The following is a 17083-nucleotide window of genomic DNA, read 5'->3' as shown; positions in this document are numbered from 1 at the left end:
GCCCTCATCAGATATTGGTTGCAAACAAGTAAGCACCGACAACGGTAATACCGACGTAAACAAAGAACATAATTTTTTGTTTAGTAGTGCTCATGGTTACGCGTTCAGGCGTGGCTTTTTCGCTATTAAACGCATTCAGGAATGGAATAGCTGCAAAGAAAACAGTGTAAGCCAGAACGAACGCCTTAACGATGTAATTTGGCAAGACTGCAACTAAATACAGGTTATAAATAATTAAAGCTGCATAAACCAACAGACTGATTAAATATTTAATACCACCAGCTTTTTCAGCCAACCATTTAGGGTTTGTATGCAAAGGCATACCGATGAAGAACAAGAAATAGAATGAACTGAATGCGCGAGCAAAAGCTGTACGAGTATCATCTGCTACCAATGCACCCAAAATTCCCAAGCCGATAAAAGATACAACAAACAACGCCAACATTACTTTGAAAGAGTTGTTGCGGTAACGAACAGATTTTACAGGTGACTTATCCAGCCAAGGCAACAAGGCAATCAACACAACTGCTGCACCCATGCCGATTACACCCCATACCTGAGTACCTGCCATCGAAGGAATCGCACGCAAAATTGCGTAGAACGGAGTGAAGTACCATACCGGAGCAATGTGCGGAGGTGTTTTCAACGCATTTGCTGCATCGAAGTTCGGCGCTTCCAAGAAGTAGCCGCCGCCTTCAGGTGCAAAGAACAACACAGAACAGAAGACAATCAGGAATACAACGACGCCCAAGATGTCTTTAACGGTGTAGTAAGGATGGAATGGGATCCCATCGCGTGGAATACCGTTTTCGTCTTTGTTTTTCTTGATTTCAACGCCATCAGGGTTGTTAGAACCCACTTCGTGCAGGGCGATGATGTGTGCCACAACCAAGCCGAGCAATACCAAAGGTACAGCGATAACGTGCAGGGCGAAGAAGCGGTTCAAAGTAACGTCGGAAACGTTGAAGTCACCACGGATCCAAGTGGACAAATCAGGGCCGATAACAGGGATGGCGGAGAACAGGTTAATAATTACCTGCGCACCCCAGAAGGACATTTGACCCCAAGGCAACAGGTAACCCATAAAGGCTTCTGCCATCAATGCCAAGAAAATCAGGGAACCGAAAATCCACACCAATTCACGAGGTTTTTTGTACGAACCGTAAATCAGACCACGGAACATGTGCAGATAAACGACGATGAAGAAGAAAGATGCGCCAGTGGAGTGCATGTAGCGGATAATCCAGCCGCCGGACACGTCGCGCATGATGTACTCTACTGCGGTAAAGGCAGCAGGCAGATGGTAGGCGTTAAGGTTGCCGTCCGGTTTGTAGTTCATGGTCAGGAAAATACCGCTGACGATTTGAATTACAAGGACAAGCAGAGCCAAAGAGCCGAAGTAATACCAGAAGTTGAAGTTCTTCGGCGCATAGTATTGAGCCAAATGCTCATTCCACATTTTAGACAGAGGGAAGCGAGCGTCCATCCAGCCTAACAATGCTTTTGCTTTGCTATTGGTTTGGTTTGCCATAATTATCGTTCCTTATTTTTAGTCTTCGCCCACCAAAACAGTTGTATCGCTCAGATATTTGTAAGGCGGTACAACCAAGTTGGTCGGTGCAGGAACACCTTTGTATACTCGGCCTGCAATGTCGAATTTCGAACCATGGCAAGGGCAGAAGAAACCACCTTTCCAGTCTGCACCCAAGTCGGCGGGAGCAATGTCGGGACGGTAAGTCGGAGAGCAACCCAGGTGGGTACAGATACCGATAGCGACGAGGAGGTTCGGCTTGATCGAACGGTGCTCGTTTTTACAGTTTTCGGGCTGATGATCCACTTCGGAATTGGGATCGACAACTGCACCATCCAAACTTTTCAAGTCTTTGAGCTGTTGATCTGTGCGGTTGACCAGCCAAATCGGTTTACCCTGCCATTCGGCAGTCAGCATTTGGCCTGCTTCGATTTTGCTGACATCTACTTCGACAGCAGCACCGGCAGCCTTAGCTTTCTCCGATGGGAAGAAGCTGGCCACGAAAGGCGTAGCTACGCCTAGAGCCGCCACACCGCCTGCACCGCATGTAGCCAGTGTCAGGAAACGGCGGCGACCGTTGTTGATTTCTTGATTATCCATTATTCAGTCGTCCTAAAATTTTGGGAATACCGAGCCATTAAACAGCGTAATTCTACCTAGTTTGTTGTAATACTCAAAGCATTATTTAAAATAAGGTAAAGTTTTATGATATTTCTCAATACTCAAGCAGGATTGTTTTCATCAAAGTGAACCACTTCGATACCGAATTTTTCTGCCACGGCATCGCCTAAGGCACGTACGCCGTAGCGTTCTGTCGCATGATGGCCAGCGCTGATAAATGCCACACCTGTTTCATTGGCAAGATGATATTGCGCTTCGGAAATTTCACCGGTCAGATACGCATCGACACCTTCGTCTACGGCCGTCTGAAAAAATCCCTGCGCACCGCCGCTGCACCAGGCAATACGTTTGATTTTACGTTCAAGATCGCCGATAACGGTCGGCTTGCGACCGAATACCGCCTCAATGCGTTCAGACAACTGCGCCAATGTTTGCGTAGTTTTCAGACGGCCTGTATTCAACAGGTTTTGCTCGCCGAATTGTTTTTCGAGCACCCAATCGAGTTTCTCGGCCAACTGCGCGTTATTGCCTAATTGCGGGTGCGCATCCAGCGGCAGGTGGTAGCCTGCCATATTGATTTGGTGTTGCAGCAAGGTTTCAATGCGTGCTTTTTTCCAACCGGTAATCGTGACAGGCTCGCTTTTCCAAAACATACCGTGGTGAACCAAAAGCAGATCCGCCCCCTGCTCTACGGCAAAATCGATTGCAGCTTTGCTGGCGGTAACCGAAGTGGCGATTTTGGCAATTTCTCCTTTGCCTTCGACCTGCAAACCGTTGGGTGCATAGTCCTTAAACAGCCCGACCTGCAATGTCTCATCGCACCAAGCCAGAATTTCACGGCGTAAAGCCATATTCCGCTCCTTATATCTATCTTCAAAAACAGCTTCGCATTCTAACCGCAAAATCTGTTTATGCCTCAAATTCTTACATTCCGATTTCAGCAATCATTCCCAACATTAATCATTTGCACATCATCATGAATTATTTTAATATACCCCACCTTACCCACAGGCCGTCTGAAAACACATGGACTCTATTATCGAATTGCGTCATCTCAAAACCTTGCTGGCTTTAGAAGAAACCGGCAGCGTTTCCCTTGCCGCCAAACGGGTTTTCCTGACCCAATCCGCCCTGTCGCACCAAATCCGCGCCTTGGAAAATTATTACGAAACGCCGTTGTTTGAACGCAAATCCACACCTTTACGCTTCACTCCGGCCGGTATGCGCCTGCTGCAACTGGCACGTGAGCTGTTACCGCAGGTTGCCGCCGCCGAACGTGATTTGGTACGGATTATCGAAGGCGAAGCCGGCGAACTCAGACTTGCCGTCGAATGCCACACCTGCTTTGACTGGCTGATGCCTGCCATGGGCGAGTTCCGCCCGTTATGGCCGCAAGTTGAATTAGACATCGTTTCCGGTTTCCAAGCCGATCCGGTCGGGCTGCTGCTGCAACACCGCGCCGACCTTGCCATCGTTTCCGAAGCCGAGCCGCTCAACGGTATCAGCTACCGCCCTCTGTTTGCCTATGAAATGGTCGGCATCTGCGCAGAAGACCACCCGCTTGCCGACAAAGACGTTTGGGAAGCGGAAGACTTTATCGACGAAACCTTGATTACTTATCCCGTCCCCGACGAAATGCTGGATTTACCCAAAAAAGTGCTGCTGCCCAAAGGCATTAATCCGCCGCGCCGCCACAGCGAGCTGACCATTGCCATTATTCAGCTGGTTGCCAGCAAACGCGGCATCGCCGCCCTGCCCTATTGGACAGTCATGCCGTATTTGGAAAAAGGCTACGTCGTCCACCGCAAAATCACTTCAGACGGCCTGCAAAGCAAACTTTATGCCGCCATTCGTACGGAAGATGCCAACAAAGGCTATCTGGACAACTTCTGCCAAATCACGCATGACCGCTGTTTTGCCGACTTGCCGGGTTTGAGCGAATTGGAAATGTAAATTTGAAACAATCAAAAGGCCGTCTGAACAATTTTCAGACGGCCTTTTTTAATATACACAAAAATTTCACTGCTTCTATTCGGATTCATCCGAGCCCAAACACGCCGACAAATCGATTTCAGACGGCCATGTTTTATCAGGCGCAACCCGAATATCGAAATGCTCGCCACGATAGTCGAAAACCAAACGCCAAGCGTGCAAAAACAGATGTTCCGCCTCATCGCCGCCATACAGCGTATCGCCCAAAATCGGACTGCCTATGCTTTTCATGGCCACGCGCAGCTGATGGGTTTTGCCGGTAAACGGTTGCAACACAAACAGGCGCAAACCGGGCTTCAGGCTTTGGCTGCTGAACCGGGTGACGGCAAAATTATCCTCATCACGCGTCAGCTTCCATGTACCGCGCCGCGAACGCGCCATACCGCCTTTTACCCAACCCTGCTTTTTCGCCGGCTTGTGCGTACCGAGTGCCAAATAAGTTTTACGCATGGTTTTCTCGGCAAACTGCACCGATAAAGCCGCCGCGCTGTCGCGGTTTAATGCAAACAGCAACAGGCCGCTGGTGGCTTTGTCCAAACGGTGAACCAGCCACACACGCTCAACACCGAGCTGCTGTGCCAGCGAAGCGGTCAAGCAAACATCCCCTTCCGATTCGCTGTGTACCGATACGCCGCCAGGCTTATTGATGACCACAAAGTCTTTGTGTTCAAAAACAATATCCCACATTTCAGACGGCCTTCAACACGATACCGTCGCCAAGCAGGGTCAAAATACCCAGCAGGCAGAACAAGATACATGCGGCAATGCGCACTGCTTTGGCCGGAATTTTACGCATCAGCATTTCACCCAAATACACGGCAGGCACAGAAGCAATCATCAAACCGGCGATACTGCCGACCACGACCAGCAGGATAGATTGGTATTTTGCCGCCAAAAGAACCGTCGCAATCTGCGTTTTATCGCCGATTTCCGCCAAGAAAAACAGGACGACTGTTGCCGTAAATGCTCCGTATTTCAACCACTTACTATCAGGGTCTTCGTCTTTGTCCGGCAACAGCAGCCATAAGCCGACCGCAATAAAGCTGCCGCTGACTACCCATTTCATGACTTCGGGCGAAATAGCGGATGCCAGCCAGACACCGAGTGCGGCTGAAACAAGATGGTTCAACAGGGTTGCAATAAAAATACCGGCAACAATCGCGTTTTTGTGGGCAAAACGTGCTGCCAAAAAGAGCGCCAGTAATTGCGTTTTATCGCCGATTTCGGCAATGGCAACGCCCAGCGTCGAGGAGAAAAAAGCTTCCATGATTTAAGATACTCAACCGAAAAGCGGGCAAACAAAAAGCGCTGTGCATACCGCCCGCAAGGGTATGGACAACGCTTACGTCTTGCCTGTCTTCCGATAAAGCAGAGAAGATACCGCTGCCACGGCCGCACAAGCCGATTATGTTGACAACGGTTTCGGCATTGCGCCGAATGGCTACTCCCGTAAGAGTGAAGCGCGCATTGTAAGGTAAACCATGGCTTGAAGCAACAAAAAGAAAAACAAAAGGCCGTCTGAAACCCAATGTAACAGGTTTCAGACGGCCTTTCTACAGCGATTAATTATCGGAGAACAAATCGCCTACTTTTTCGCCTACTTTTTCCCAAAACGATTTTTTGCGCGGGGTTTGGCTGAGATTGAGACCGGAGGAGATTTTTTCAAATTCTTCCAGCAACTCTTTCTGACGGTCGGTCAGGTTGACCGGCGTTTCGACCAAAATGTGGCAGTACAAATCGCCGGTCGCGCTGGAACGCAGAGACTTGATGCCTTTGCCTTTCACGCGCATACGGCGGCCGGTTTGCGTTTCTTTCGGAATGTGCAGTTTGACTTTACCGTCCAAAGTCGGCACTTCGACTTCGCCGCCCAATGCGGCAATGGCAAAGCTGATCGGCAGTTCGCAATGCAGATCCAAGCCGTTGCGCTCGAAGATTTTGTGCTGTCTTACGCGGACATTGACGTACAAATCACCTGCCGGTGCGCCGTGTTGACCCGGCTCGCCTTCGCCGCTCAAGCGGATGCGTTGACCGTCGTCGATACCTGCCGGAATATTGACTTCAACCGTTTTGCTGGTTTTGGTGCGGCCTTCGCCACGGCATTTGACGCAAGGATCTTTGATTTCTTTGCCTGTACCGTGACAAGTCGGACAAGTCTGCTGCATTTGGAAAATGGCTTGGCGGACGTGTACCGTACCTGATCCGTGACAGGTCGAACAAGTCGATGCGGATGTGCCCGGTTTGGCACCTGAGCCGTGACAAACATCACATTCTTCGTAAGTCGGAATGTTGATGCGTTTTTTCACGCCTTTGGCGGCTTCTTCAAGCGAAATCTCTATGCCAACCTGCAAGTCCGCACCGCTGTAATCCGGCTGACGGCCGCCTGCGCTGCCGCCACCGCCGAACATTTGGCTGAAAATATCGGAAAAATCGAAGCCTTGCGCACCACCGAATCCGCCTTGGCCGCCAAAACCGCCAAAGCCACCGAATCCGCCCGCACCTGCGCCCTGTTCGAACGCGGCATGGCCGTATTGGTCGTACATGGTGCGTTTTTCTTTGTCGGACAAGGTGTCGTAAGCTTTTTGGACTTCTTTAAATTTTTCTTCCGCTTCTTTGTTGTCAGGATTGCGGTCGGGATGGTATTTCATTGCCAGCTTGCGGTAGGCTTTTTTGATTTCATCGTCGCTAGCGCTGCGGGCAACACCAAGGGTTTCGTAAAAATCTTTATTGCTCATAATTTTGATAGTGTTAAGAATGAATTCAAACTGGGTGGGATATGTGGGCGAGTATCAAAAACTCAAGTCAGTATTTTCAAGGCCGTCTGAAATTGTGCTTTTCCAACATCCAAACATTCAGACGGCCTTTGTCAAACCGACAGGCCCGACAACCTGCTATAATCCCATCTTTATTTTTTCCAACGTTTTCAAGCGAAAAACAGAATGACCATGCAAGAACATTACCAACCCGCCGCCATTGAGCCTGCGGCGCAGAAAAAATGGGACGACGCCCGTATTTTCAACGTCTCCGAAGACGCTTCCAAACCAAAATACTACTGCCTCTCCATGTTCCCCTACCCCAGTGGCAAGCTCCACATGGGGCATGTGCGCAACTACACCATCGGTGACGTATTGAGCCGCTTCAAACTTTTAAACGGCTTCAACGTCATGCAGCCTATGGGTTGGGACGCGTTCGGTATGCCTGCGGAAAATGCGGCGATGAAAAACAACGTCGCCCCTGCCGCATGGACTTACGACAACATCGAATACATGAAAACCCAGCTCAAAAGCCTGGGTTTTGCGATTGACTGGGAACGCGAAGTCGCCACCTGCAAACCCGAATACTACCGCTGGGAACAATGGCTGTTTACCAAGCTGTTTGAAAAAGGCATCGTCTATCGCAAAAACGGCACGGTAAACTGGGACCCGGTCGATCAAACCGTCCTTGCCAACGAGCAAGTCATCGACGGGCGAGGCTGGCGTTCCGGCGCGTTGATCGAAAAACGCGAAATCCCGATGTATTACTTCAAAATCACCGATTACGCCGAAGAGTTGCTCAACGATTTGGACAAGCTGGAACACTGGCCGGAACAAGTCAAAACCATGCAACGCAACTGGATCGGCAAATCTCGCGGCATGACCGTGCGCTTCGCCATTTCAGACGACAGCAAACAAGGCTTGGAAGGCGATTACGCGAAATTCCTGCAAGTTTATACCACCCGTCCCGACACGCTGATGGGCGCGACTTATGTTGCCGTTGCCGCCGAGCATCCGCTGGCAACCGCCGCAGCCGCCGACAAACCTGAATTGCAGGCATTTATCGCCGAATGCAAAGCCGGTTCGGTTGCCGAAGCCGATATGGCGACGATGGAGAAAAAAGGCGTACCGACCGGCCGCTACGTCGTCAACCCGCTCAACGGCGACAAGCTGGAAGTGTGGATTGCCAACTATGTATTGTGGGGCTACGGCGACGGCGCAGTGATGGCAGTTCCGGCGCACGACGAACGCGATTTCGAGTTCGCCACCAAATATAATCTTCCGAAAAAACAAGTGATTGCCGTCGGCGACAACGCATTCGACGCAAACCAATGGCAAGAGTGGTACGGCGACAAAGAAAACGGCGTATTGGTCAACAGTGGCGACTTGGATGGCATGAATTTTCAGACGGCCTTCGACGCCATCGCCGCCAAACTGCAAAGCCAAGACGCGGGCGAACCGAAAACCCAATACCGCCTGCGCGACTGGGGTATTTCTCGCCAACGCTACTGGGGCTGCCCGATTCCCATCGTCCATTGCGAAAAATGCGGCGACGTTCCCGTCCCTGCCGACCAACTGCCCGTCGTTTTGCCTGAAAACGTCGTACCCGACGGCATGGGTTCGCCGCTGGCAAAAATGCCCGAGTTTTACGAAACCACCTGCCCATGCTGCGGCGGTGCGGCGAAACGCGAAACCGACACCATGGACACCTTCATGGAATCGAGCTGGTATTTCTTCCGCTACATGTCTCCTCAATTCTCAGAAGGCATGGTATCGACTGAAGCCGCAAAATACTGGGGCGCGGTCGACCAATACATCGGCGGCATCGAACACGCAATTCTGCACCTCTTATACGCGCGCTTCTTCACCAAACTGATGCGCGACGAAGGTTTGGTCAGCGTGGACGAACCGTTCGAACGCCTGCTCACGCAAGGCATGGTCGTCTGCGAAACCTACTACCGTGAAAACGCCAACGGCAGCAAAGACTGGATCAACCCCGCCGATGTCGAATTGACTTTCGACGACAAAGGCCGCCCCGTTTCCGCCGTCCTCAAAGCCGACGGACTGCCCGTCGTCATCAGCGGCACGGAAAAAATGTCCAAATCCAAAAACAACGGCGTCGATCCGCAAGAATTGATTAACGCCTACGGCGCGGACACCGCCCGCCTGTTCATGATGTTCGCCGCACCGCCCGAACAGTCCCTCGAATGGAGCGACAGCGGCGTCGAAGGCGCACACCGCTTCCTGCGCCGCCTGTGGCGTACCGTTTACGAATACCTGAAACAAGGCGGCGCGGTCAAAGCGTTTGCAGGCAACCAAGACGGTTTGTCTAAAGAACTCAAAGACCTGCGCCACAAACTGCACGCCACTACCGCCAAAGTCAGTGACGACTACGGCCGCCGCCAGCAGTTCAACACCGCCATCGCCGCCGTGATGGAACTGCTCAACCAATACGACAAAACCGAAACCGGCGGCGAACAAGGCCGCGCCGTCGCCCAAGAAGTATTGGAAACCGCCGTACGCCTGTTGTGGCCCATCGTGCCGCACATCTGCGAAACCCTGTGGAGCGAATTGAACAGCGCAAAACTGTGGGAAGCAGGCTGGCCGACAGTCGATGAAGCCGCTTTGGTCAAATCCGAAATCGAAGTGATGGTTCAAGTCAACGGCAAACTGCGCGGCAAAATCACCGTTGCCGCCGACGCATCCAAAGCCGACCTCGAAGCCGCCGCCCTTGCCAACGAAGGCGCAGTGAAATTCATGGAAGGCAAGCCTGCGAAGAAAATCATCGTCGTTCCCGGACGCTTGGTGAATATCGTCGTCTAAACCGCTTTTAAGGTTTAGCCATACGGATAAAGGCCGTCTGAAACTTGGTTTTCAGACGGCCTTTTTAAGGTAGATTGAGTTGATAAGTCCAATAACACATTGGGATGAAAAGGTTCCATTGGATTTAGAATCACTCTACACACGTCCCTAAAACATAAATCCGTTGTATTCCTCACGATGTTTTGGCACAATTCGAAGCCAATCAACCACGCTTGTACTTGGCATTCTAATGGCTTCAAAACCCTTCCTAAAATGGGCTGGTGGCAAACATAAACTTGTCCCCTTTATCGAACACAATCTACCCACTCCTGCACGAAAACGTCTGATTGAACCCTTTTGCGGTTCTGCCGCTTTGTCTCTTGCATTGGATTTCGAACATTATCTGCTCAATGATATTAACGCTGACTTAATCGGCTTATTCCGTATCCTAAAAGAAGAAAAATCCGGATTCATAGACTATACCCGCTCTTTCTTTACTTCCGAAAACAATAGCGATTCAAGATTCTATGAATTGCGGGAACAATTCAACTTCAGCCAAGATCTACACGAACGTTCAGCGCTATTTATTTATTTGAACCGCCATGCTTTTAACGGTTTATGCCGTTACAACAGCAAAGGGGCATTCAATGTGCCATTTGGACGCTACAAATCTCCTTACTTTCCACAACAAGAAATGGAAGGTTTCATTCAAAAATCTGACAGAGTTGAATTAATGTGCGGAGATTTTCAAACAATCCTATCTCTGACAAACAATACAGATACTGTTTATTGTGATCCTCCTTATGCACCTTTAAGCCCAACCGCTTCATTTACCACTTATGCCAAAGAAGGCTTCAATTTAGACGATCAAATCCGCCTTTCCCGGACAGCCCAACAAATTGCGCCTAACTCTCAAGGCGTTTTGATTTCAAATCATGATACTGAATTTACGAGAAATATTTATTCTTCTGCTATTCTGAAAACGGTTGAAGTACAACGCAATATTGCCGCGAAAGGCAGCAGTCGTAAAAAAGTCGGAGAATTATTGGCAATTTATGAGTGATTTCGACAAATTGGCTGAAGAAGCTACCATTTATCAAAGTCGTTTGAAAAAAATTGTTTCTGACGACCTTGTTCTCTACAACGAAAATTCCCTTAACGTCATGCGGAAGATATTGGAAAAACATCCAAATGGCTGTTTTGATATGATTTTCGCAGACCCTCCTTACTTTCTTTCCAATGACGGCTTCAGTTGTCAAAACGGACAAATGGTTTCCGTTAATAAGGGCAACTGGGATAAATCCAAAGGAATGGCGGCAGATTTGGAATTCTACGAAGAATGGCTCCGACTGTGTTACGCCTTATTAAAACCAAACGGCACAATTTGGGTTTGCGGTACATTCCATAATATCTATTTAATCGGCTACCTGATGCAAACCATCGGCTACCATATTTTGAACAATATTACTTGGGAAAAACCCAATCCTCCCCCTAATTTGTCCTGCCGTTTTTTTACCCATTCGACAGAAACAATCTTATGGGCAAAGAAAAATAAAAAAGCCAAACATACGTTTCATTATGAAATGATGAAAGCACAAAATGATGGCAAACAGATGAAATGTGTTTGGACATTTCCTCCGCCAAATAAAACCGAAAAAACATTCGGCAAACATCCGACACAAAAACCACTCCCCTTGCTTGAACGCTGCATACTATCGGCTTCAAATATCGGAGATTTAATTTTTGACCCTTTCATGGGCAGCGGCACAACAGGCGTTGCTGCCTTAAAACATGGTCGGAAATTTTGTGGTTGCGAACTAGAAGAAGATTTTTTTGAATTAGCAAAGAAAAGGCTACAACAAAAGCTGTAGCCCCATCTTATTTTAAATTATTCGAACAACACCATCTCTATCCTGTCTGGCCATTTCACGAACTTCCCGCATGAATTCTTTTTTAAAATAAAATGCATGATTCTTATTTGAAATATTCCGATTATATTGCACAGAAAATATAGGACTGTATGGCTTGGAATCTTTTGATCTGATTTGTATAAAACTACCGTTTGATGTATGAATGTATCCTTCGCCGGAATTAATATCAGCTAACAGCTTACTTTTAATTTGCGTGAAATCAGCAGATAACTGTCTGAAAAGTTCACCCCCTTCATTTATTTGCACATGATAAGCTGACTGTATGTACCATTTGTCAGGATCGTCGTCGACTTTACAAATAGGAACATATAGCAAATTCTTTATTTTTTGGTATATCCAACTATCTTCAAAGCTTATCTGATCGCTGATTAACTGATCAAAGTTACTGGAAATCTGCGAGATAAACATAGTCTCTAGTGGTGCACCATCTGCATCTGCCTTATTGGTTTTCAGCTCACCATCAGAAAAATCTGTCAAAGCATTTGTATTCTTAAGTCCTATCAATTTCTCGATAAACTGTCCTACCCCGCCTTTATTTATCTTCATTTCAGCGGTGAACTTGGGAAATCTGGTTTGATATTCAAGCTTTAGATCTCCTAGCGTCCTTCCGGCGTTTTCTCTAAAAAAATCATACGAATCAGTTAGATTCATTATCACAGTTCCCGTCATTAACATAGTCCTTAAAAGTTAAAAGTTCAGGCAAAGAAATATCTAATGCGCTAGCCAAACGAATAAGATTTAATAGGGCGGGGTTACGCTCTCCACGTTCTATCATTCCGATATAAGTCCGGTGCATATTCGCTTTTTCAGCCAATGTTTCCTGACTTAAATCCTGGAGTTGTCTTAAATGACGAACATGTTTGCCAAATTGTTTTAAAATTTCTGATTTCATGATGACTATTCTTAATGTTTGCAAATTAAATTCCACATACAATAAGTATCAACTTTAGTTCTAATACGAAAGGCCATCCGAAACCCTATATTCAGTTTTCAGACGGCCTTTTTAACTGCCCGATTTTATTCGCCGTAATAGGCTTTGGTCAGGATTTCTTCCATATCGGCTACCATAGCGAGGCGTGGGTTGGCCGGGGTGCATTGGTCTTCAAAAGACATCATGGCCAGCTCTTTTCTGCCGTCGAGGAAGGTTTTCTCATCGATGCCCTGCTCTTTCAACGACATTTTGATGCCGACATTGACCGCCAGCTCATGGCAGGCGCGGGCGAAGGATTCGACGCCTTCTGCAGGTGTGCTGCATGGCAGGCCTAAAGTACGGGCAATTTCCTGATATTTCAGGTCGGCTTTGTAGTAGTTGTACTTCGGCCAAGTGGCGGTTTTCTGCGGACGCGTGCCGTTGTAGCGGATGACGTGCGGCAGCAGGATGGCATTGGCACGGCCGTGCGGAACGTGATATTTGCCACCGATTTTGTGTGCCATCGAGTGGTTGATGCCCAAGAACGCATTGGCAAACGCCATGCCTGCGATGGTGGAGGCATTGTGCATATGCTCGCGCGCTTCGGGATCGGCCGCACCGTGTTTGTAGGAGCGTTCGAGATATTGGAACACGATCTTAATGGCTTGCAGGGCGAGGCCGTCGGTAAAGTCGTTGGCGAGCACGGAAACGTATGCTTCTACGGCGTGGGTCAGTACGTCCAAACCGGTATCGGCGGTTACGCCTGCCGGTACGGTCATGGTAAACGCAGGATCGACAATTGAAATGGTCGGTGTCAGCGAGTAGTCGGCAATCGGATATTTCTTATCGCCGTCGCTGATGACGGTAAACGGCGTGACTTCGGAGCCGGTACCCGATGTGGTAGGGATACCGATAAATTTGGCTTTACGACCCAACTCAGGGAAGCGGAACGCGCGTTTGCGAATGTCCATGAATTTTTGAACCAAGTCTTCAAAATCGACTTGCGGCTGTTCGTAGAAGAGCCACATGGCTTTGGCCGCGTCCATTGGAGAACCGCCGCCCAGCGCGATAATGGTGTCCGGCTGGAAGCTACGCATCAAATCCGTGCCTTTATAGACGGTTTGGACGCTCGGATCGGCTTCGACATCGGTAAACAGCTGAATGGTCACTTTGTTTTTGCGTTGATGCAGTTGATGGGTGATTTTATCGACAAAGCCTAGATCAACCATCGAACGGTCGGTCACAATCATGACTTTTTCGCAGTCTTTCATGTCTTGCAGATATTGGATGGAATCGCGTTCAAAATAGATTTTGGCGGGCACTTTGAACCATTGCATGTTGTTTCTCCGACGGCCTACTTTTTTGATGTTTAACAGATTGACTGCGCTGACGTTGCCGCCGACGGCGTTTTTACCGTAAGAGCCGCAACCGAGGGTCAGAGAAGGCAGGAAGGCGTTGTACACGTCGCCGATGCCGCCGAAGGTGGAAGGCGAATTCCAAATCACGCGCAGCGCTTTGACGCGGGAGCCGAACGTTTTGACCAATTCTTCGTCGGCGGTATGGATGGCGGCGGAGTGTCCCAAGCCGTCAAAGGCAACCATTTCTTCGGCAAACTGCAAACCCTGTTCGGTCGAATCCGCCTTAATCATGGCCAACACAGGCGAAAGTTTTTCGCGGGTCAGCGGCTCGTTCGGACCGACTTCGCGGCATTCGGCGATGATGATGTTGGTTTTTTCAGGCACTTTAAACCCGGCCTGCTCGGCAATCCATGCCGCCGGTTTGCCCACTACCGCAGAATTAAGTTTCGCCCCGCCGCAGCTGGCGCAATTCGCCGTTACGCCGAAGATAAACTCTTCGAGCATGGCTTTTTCTTTTTTATTGGCAAAGTACACGCCGTAAGATTTGAATTCTTCGGCTAACTCTTTGTAAATCTCTTTATCGGCAATCACCGCTTGCTCGCTGGCACACACCATGCCGTTGTCGAAAGATTTCGACATCACAATATCGTGTGCCACCTGTTTGATGTCCGCCGTTTTTTCAACATAAGCAGGTACGTTGCCCGCCCCGACACCGAGCGCAGGTTTGCCGCAAGAATACGCGGCTTCCACCATCGCATTGCCGCCGGTTGCCAAAATCGTTGCCACGCCCGGATGCTTCATCAACGCGGAAGTACCTTCCATAGACGGTTTTTCAATCCACTGGATACAGTTTTCCGGCGCACCGGCCGCAATCGCCGCATCGCGCACGATACGCGCTGCATGGGCGGAACACTGCTGGGCGGACGGATGGAACGAGAAAATAATCGGATTGCGGGTTTTCAGCGCAATCAGGGATTTGAAAATGGTGGTGGAAGTCGGATTAGTAGTCGGCACAATACCGCAAACTACGCCGACAGGATCGGCAATTTCAGTAATACCGGTTACATCGTTTTCGCTGATGACACCCACGGTTTTCAAATCGCGCAGGCGGCGCACGACGTTTTCGCAGGCAAACAGGTTTTTCGTCGCCTTATCCTCAAACACGCCGCGTCCCGTTTCTTCCACTGCGTGCATGGCGAGCACACCATGTTTGTCCAGCGCGGCGATAGAGGCTTTGGCCACAATAAAATCAATCTGCTCCTGATCCAACTTAAGAAACTCATCCAACGCCCGTAAACCCTTTTCAACCAGGCTATTTACCTCGACTACAGCTGGGCTGACGACGTTGTCGGCTGATGCGTTCATGGTGTATCTCCTTAATAAAAGGTGGCAATAAGGTCAATAAATTTTCACTACGATAACTATAAGTAATTTAGTTACATTCTGCTTTGACCTACATCACAAACCATGATTGAACTTTTCAGACGACCTCTTTATCATTTATTCATTTTAATTTATTGAAGTATAATGATTTTATCCTCACACAACCGAAGACGGTCATTCTTGGTCACTTTCCCCACATATTAAAATAAGAACAGAAAATCAATGTATCAAAATTACATACTCAAAATAAAAAAGGCCGTCTGAAAATATTTTTCAGACGGCCTTTTCATGTCTATCTTTTATTGACTGATGTCTTCCAGCGTACGGCCTTTGGTTTCTTCACCCAATACCAAGATTACCACCACAATCAGCAGCATAACCAGCGCAAACATCATAAAGATATTGCCGAAGCCGCCGCTGTTGCCCACCATCGCCGCCACTACCATCGGAGCGAGTATGCCGCCGATGCGGCCGATGGCGCCTGCCCAGCCGGATGCGAAGGCACGGAAGCGCAAGGGGTAGAGTTCGGGGGTGTAGGTGTACAAAACGCCCCATGCGCCCAAGTTGAAGAAGGACATCAGGCTGCCCCAGATCATGACTTCGGCCGCAGTTGCACTCTGCCCGAAAAACCATGCGCACACGGCGCAAGCGGCCAGAAAGCCTGCCAGCGTTGCTTTGCGGCCGATTCTTTCCACCAAAGCCGCGGCGGCAATATAGCCGGGCAGTTGCGCCACAATCATCACCAGCACATATTCAAAGGTTTTGACCACGGTATTGCCCTGCTCGACCAGCAGTTTGGGCAACCAAGTGAAAATGCCGTAATACGAAAACACGATGCCGAACCAAACCAGCCACAGCATTAGCGTGCGCCGTGCAAACGGATGTTGCCAAAGTTGGACGAAGCGGATACGTTCGCGCGGGGCGGCCGGTGCGGCAACGGCTTCTGTCGGCGGCGTTATGCCCGATTGCATTTCCAGCGCGGATACCAAATGGTGCGCCTCGTTGGTTTTGCCGCGGGAAAGTAGGTAAGGCACGGATTCGGGAACGAATTTCAACACCAACGGCACATAAAACAGGGGCAAGGCGCCGAATAAAAATGCGCTGTGCCAGCCGGTTTGTGGAATAAAGAAATAAGACACCAGCGCGGCCGAAAGCCAGCCTAAGCCCCAAAAGCTTTCCAGCAATACAATAAAACGGCCGCGTACTTTCGGCGGCGCATATTCGCTGACCAGCGACACGGCAACGGGCAGTTGGCCGCCCAAACCGACGCCGACAAAAAAGCGGCACACCAGCAAAACCGTCAAATCAGGCGCAAGCGCGCACAAACCTGTGGCAATGCTGTACACCACCATCGTACCGGCAAAAACGGTTTTCCGTCCGAACCTGTCCGCCAGCCAGCCGCTGAATACCGCGCCCAAGGCCATGCCGACAAAGGCAATGCTGACAATCCAGCCCAACTGCGCCGGAGCCAGCGCCCAATCTTTGCCCAAAGCCGGCAATACAAACGATACCAAACCGGTATCCATGGCATCAAACAGCCAGCCTATTCCGACCAAGACCAGAAGTTTGTAATGAAAGCGGGAGGGCGGCAGATTGTGCAGCCGCGTCAAAATATCCATCACTTCTTTCCTTTGTTTGTGTATGATTGAATTGGGTTTTAGCAATAAATGCTTTAATTTCAGTGATAAACCTAAAAATAGAGCATTATGTCGATTTTAACATTTATACAATATGCAAAGAATAGGAAACGCGCATTTTTTGGCAATTTTTGAATATCTGAATCTCGGTGATAAACCGCATACCCT

14 protein-coding genes are annotated in these 17083 nt (G+C 49.2%); 4 read left to right on the top strand and 10 right to left on the bottom strand.

Annotation, left to right across the window (positions count from 1 at the left end; translation table 11 throughout):
- Window positions 1-7 precede the first annotated feature (7 nt).
- The 3 genes from ACTHSX_RS03785 to ACTHSX_RS03775 all read right to left on the bottom strand — a co-directional run bounded on the left by ACTHSX_RS03785 (window position 8) and on the right by ACTHSX_RS03775 (window position 3003).
- Window positions 8-1531 (bottom strand): cytochrome b, encoded by a 1524-nt coding sequence (locus ACTHSX_RS03785; RefSeq protein ID WP_440376854.1) that lies wholly within the window; start codon window positions 1529-1531, stop codon window positions 8-10.
- 18 nt (window positions 1532-1549) lie between these two features.
- Entirely contained in the window at window positions 1550-2131 is a 582-nt protein-coding gene (gene petA / locus ACTHSX_RS03780; RefSeq protein WP_049350863.1) for a ubiquinol-cytochrome c reductase iron-sulfur subunit, read from the bottom strand.
- A gap of 122 nt (window positions 2132-2253) precedes the next feature.
- Window positions 2254-3003 (bottom strand): Nif3-like dinuclear metal center hexameric protein, encoded by a 750-nt coding sequence (locus ACTHSX_RS03775; protein WP_440376853.1) that lies wholly within the window; start codon window positions 3001-3003, stop codon window positions 2254-2256.
- A 175-nt stretch (window positions 3004-3178) separates the two neighbouring features.
- Between ACTHSX_RS03775 and ACTHSX_RS03770 the strand changes: the two genes are divergently transcribed.
- A complete protein-coding gene (locus ACTHSX_RS03770; RefSeq protein WP_003748251.1) occupies window positions 3179-4105 on the top strand; it encodes a LysR family transcriptional regulator in 927 nt (308 codons plus the stop codon).
- Window positions 4106-4180: 75 nt separating this feature from the next.
- Here ACTHSX_RS03770 and ACTHSX_RS03765 read toward each other — a convergent pair whose 3' ends face one another.
- The 3 genes from ACTHSX_RS03765 to dnaJ form a co-directional block, all read right to left on the bottom strand.
- Window positions 4181-4831 (bottom strand): TIGR01621 family pseudouridine synthase, encoded by a 651-nt coding sequence (locus tag ACTHSX_RS03765; protein WP_440376852.1) that lies wholly within the window; start codon window positions 4829-4831, stop codon window positions 4181-4183.
- A 1-nt stretch (window position 4832) separates the two neighbouring features.
- A complete protein-coding gene (locus ACTHSX_RS03760) occupies window positions 4833-5411 on the bottom strand; it encodes a TMEM165/GDT1 family protein (RefSeq protein WP_440376851.1) in 579 nt (192 codons plus the stop codon).
- A gap of 295 nt (window positions 5412-5706) precedes the next feature.
- A complete protein-coding gene (dnaJ, locus tag ACTHSX_RS03755; RefSeq protein WP_440376850.1) occupies window positions 5707-6876 on the bottom strand; it encodes a molecular chaperone DnaJ in 1170 nt (389 codons plus the stop codon).
- A gap of 210 nt (window positions 6877-7086) precedes the next feature.
- Here dnaJ and leuS point away from each other — a divergent pair, with 210 nt between their 5' ends.
- The 3 genes from leuS (at window position 7087) to ACTHSX_RS03740 (ending at window position 11567) form a co-directional block, all read left to right on the top strand.
- Entirely contained in the window at window positions 7087-9717 is a 2631-nt protein-coding gene (gene leuS, locus ACTHSX_RS03750; RefSeq protein ID WP_440376849.1) for a leucine--tRNA ligase, read from the top strand.
- A 229-nt stretch (window positions 9718-9946) separates the two neighbouring features.
- Window positions 9947-10759 carry a DNA adenine methylase gene (locus tag ACTHSX_RS03745; RefSeq protein ID WP_440376848.1) on the top strand — a complete coding sequence of 271 codons (813 nt, stop codon included), beginning with the start codon at window positions 9947-9949 and terminating at the stop codon, window positions 10757-10759.
- Window positions 10752-11567, top strand: coding sequence for a DNA-methyltransferase (locus ACTHSX_RS03740; RefSeq protein ID WP_440376847.1), 816 nt, complete (start codon window positions 10752-10754; stop codon window positions 11565-11567). Before ACTHSX_RS03745 ends, ACTHSX_RS03740 begins: the two co-directional genes overlap by 8 nt.
- A gap of 12 nt (window positions 11568-11579) precedes the next feature.
- Here the strand turns inward: ACTHSX_RS03740 and ACTHSX_RS03735 are convergent, their stop codons facing one another.
- The 4 genes from ACTHSX_RS03735 to ACTHSX_RS03720 form a co-directional block, all read right to left on the bottom strand.
- Window positions 11580-12278 carry a MutH/Sau3AI family endonuclease gene (locus tag ACTHSX_RS03735; RefSeq protein ID WP_440376846.1) on the bottom strand — a complete coding sequence of 233 codons (699 nt, stop codon included), beginning with the start codon at window positions 12276-12278 and terminating at the stop codon, window positions 11580-11582.
- On the bottom strand, window positions 12265-12519 hold the full coding sequence (locus ACTHSX_RS03730) for a helix-turn-helix domain-containing protein (RefSeq protein ID WP_003681417.1): 255 nt from the start codon (window positions 12517-12519) through the stop codon (window positions 12265-12267). Before ACTHSX_RS03730 ends, ACTHSX_RS03735 begins: the two co-directional genes overlap by 14 nt.
- A gap of 125 nt (window positions 12520-12644) precedes the next feature.
- Window positions 12645-15260, bottom strand: coding sequence for a bifunctional acetaldehyde-CoA/alcohol dehydrogenase (gene adhE, locus ACTHSX_RS03725; protein WP_440376845.1), 2616 nt, complete (start codon window positions 15258-15260; stop codon window positions 12645-12647).
- A 317-nt stretch (window positions 15261-15577) separates the two neighbouring features.
- A complete protein-coding gene (locus tag ACTHSX_RS03720; RefSeq protein WP_440376844.1) occupies window positions 15578-16897 on the bottom strand; it encodes an MFS transporter in 1320 nt (439 codons plus the stop codon).
- Between the last annotated feature and the right edge of the window lie 186 nt (window positions 16898-17083).

This window comes from Neisseria sp. P0014.S002 (assembly GCF_051958295.1).
GTDB lineage: Bacteria > Pseudomonadota > Gammaproteobacteria > Burkholderiales > Neisseriaceae > Neisseria > Neisseria flavescens_B.
The sequence above is the reverse complement of the archived record's forward strand: the minus strand, read 5'-3'. Positions and strand labels throughout refer to the sequence as shown.

Excerpts from the sequence above, each read along its gene's own strand:
- ACTHSX_RS03785 (WP_440376854.1), bottom strand. The coding sequence starts at position 1,531 with ATGGCAAACCAAACCAATAGCAAAGCAAAAGCATTGTTAGGCTGGATG.
- petA (WP_049350863.1), bottom strand. The coding sequence starts at position 2,131 with ATGGATAATCAAGAAATCAACAACGGTCGCCGCCGTTTCCTGACACTG.
- ACTHSX_RS03775 (WP_440376853.1), bottom strand. The coding sequence starts at position 3,003 with ATGGCTTTACGCCGTGAAATTCTGGCTTGGTGCGATGAGACATTGCAG.
- ACTHSX_RS03770 (WP_003748251.1), top strand. The coding sequence starts at position 3,179 with ATGGACTCTATTATCGAATTGCGTCATCTCAAAACCTTGCTGGCTTTA.
- ACTHSX_RS03765 (WP_440376852.1), bottom strand. The coding sequence starts at position 4,831 with ATGTGGGATATTGTTTTTGAACACAAAGACTTTGTGGTCATCAATAAG.
- ACTHSX_RS03760 (WP_440376851.1), bottom strand. The coding sequence starts at position 5,411 with ATGGAAGCTTTTTTCTCCTCGACGCTGGGCGTTGCCATTGCCGAAATC.
- dnaJ (WP_440376850.1), bottom strand. The coding sequence starts at position 6,876 with ATGAGCAATAAAGATTTTTACGAAACCCTTGGTGTTGCCCGCAGCGCT.
- leuS (WP_440376849.1), top strand. The coding sequence starts at position 7,087 with ATGCAAGAACATTACCAACCCGCCGCCATTGAGCCTGCGGCGCAGAAA.
- ACTHSX_RS03745 (WP_440376848.1), top strand. The coding sequence starts at position 9,947 with ATGGCTTCAAAACCCTTCCTAAAATGGGCTGGTGGCAAACATAAACTT.
- ACTHSX_RS03740 (WP_440376847.1), top strand. The coding sequence starts at position 10,752 with ATGAGTGATTTCGACAAATTGGCTGAAGAAGCTACCATTTATCAAAGT.
- ACTHSX_RS03735 (WP_440376846.1), bottom strand. The coding sequence starts at position 12,278 with ATGAATCTAACTGATTCGTATGATTTTTTTAGAGAAAACGCCGGAAGG.
- ACTHSX_RS03730 (WP_003681417.1), bottom strand. The coding sequence starts at position 12,519 with ATGAAATCAGAAATTTTAAAACAATTTGGCAAACATGTTCGTCATTTA.
- adhE (WP_440376845.1), bottom strand. The coding sequence starts at position 15,260 with ATGAACGCATCAGCCGACAACGTCGTCAGCCCAGCTGTAGTCGAGGTA.
- ACTHSX_RS03720 (WP_440376844.1), bottom strand. The coding sequence starts at position 16,897 with ATGGATATTTTGACGCGGCTGCACAATCTGCCGCCCTCCCGCTTTCAT.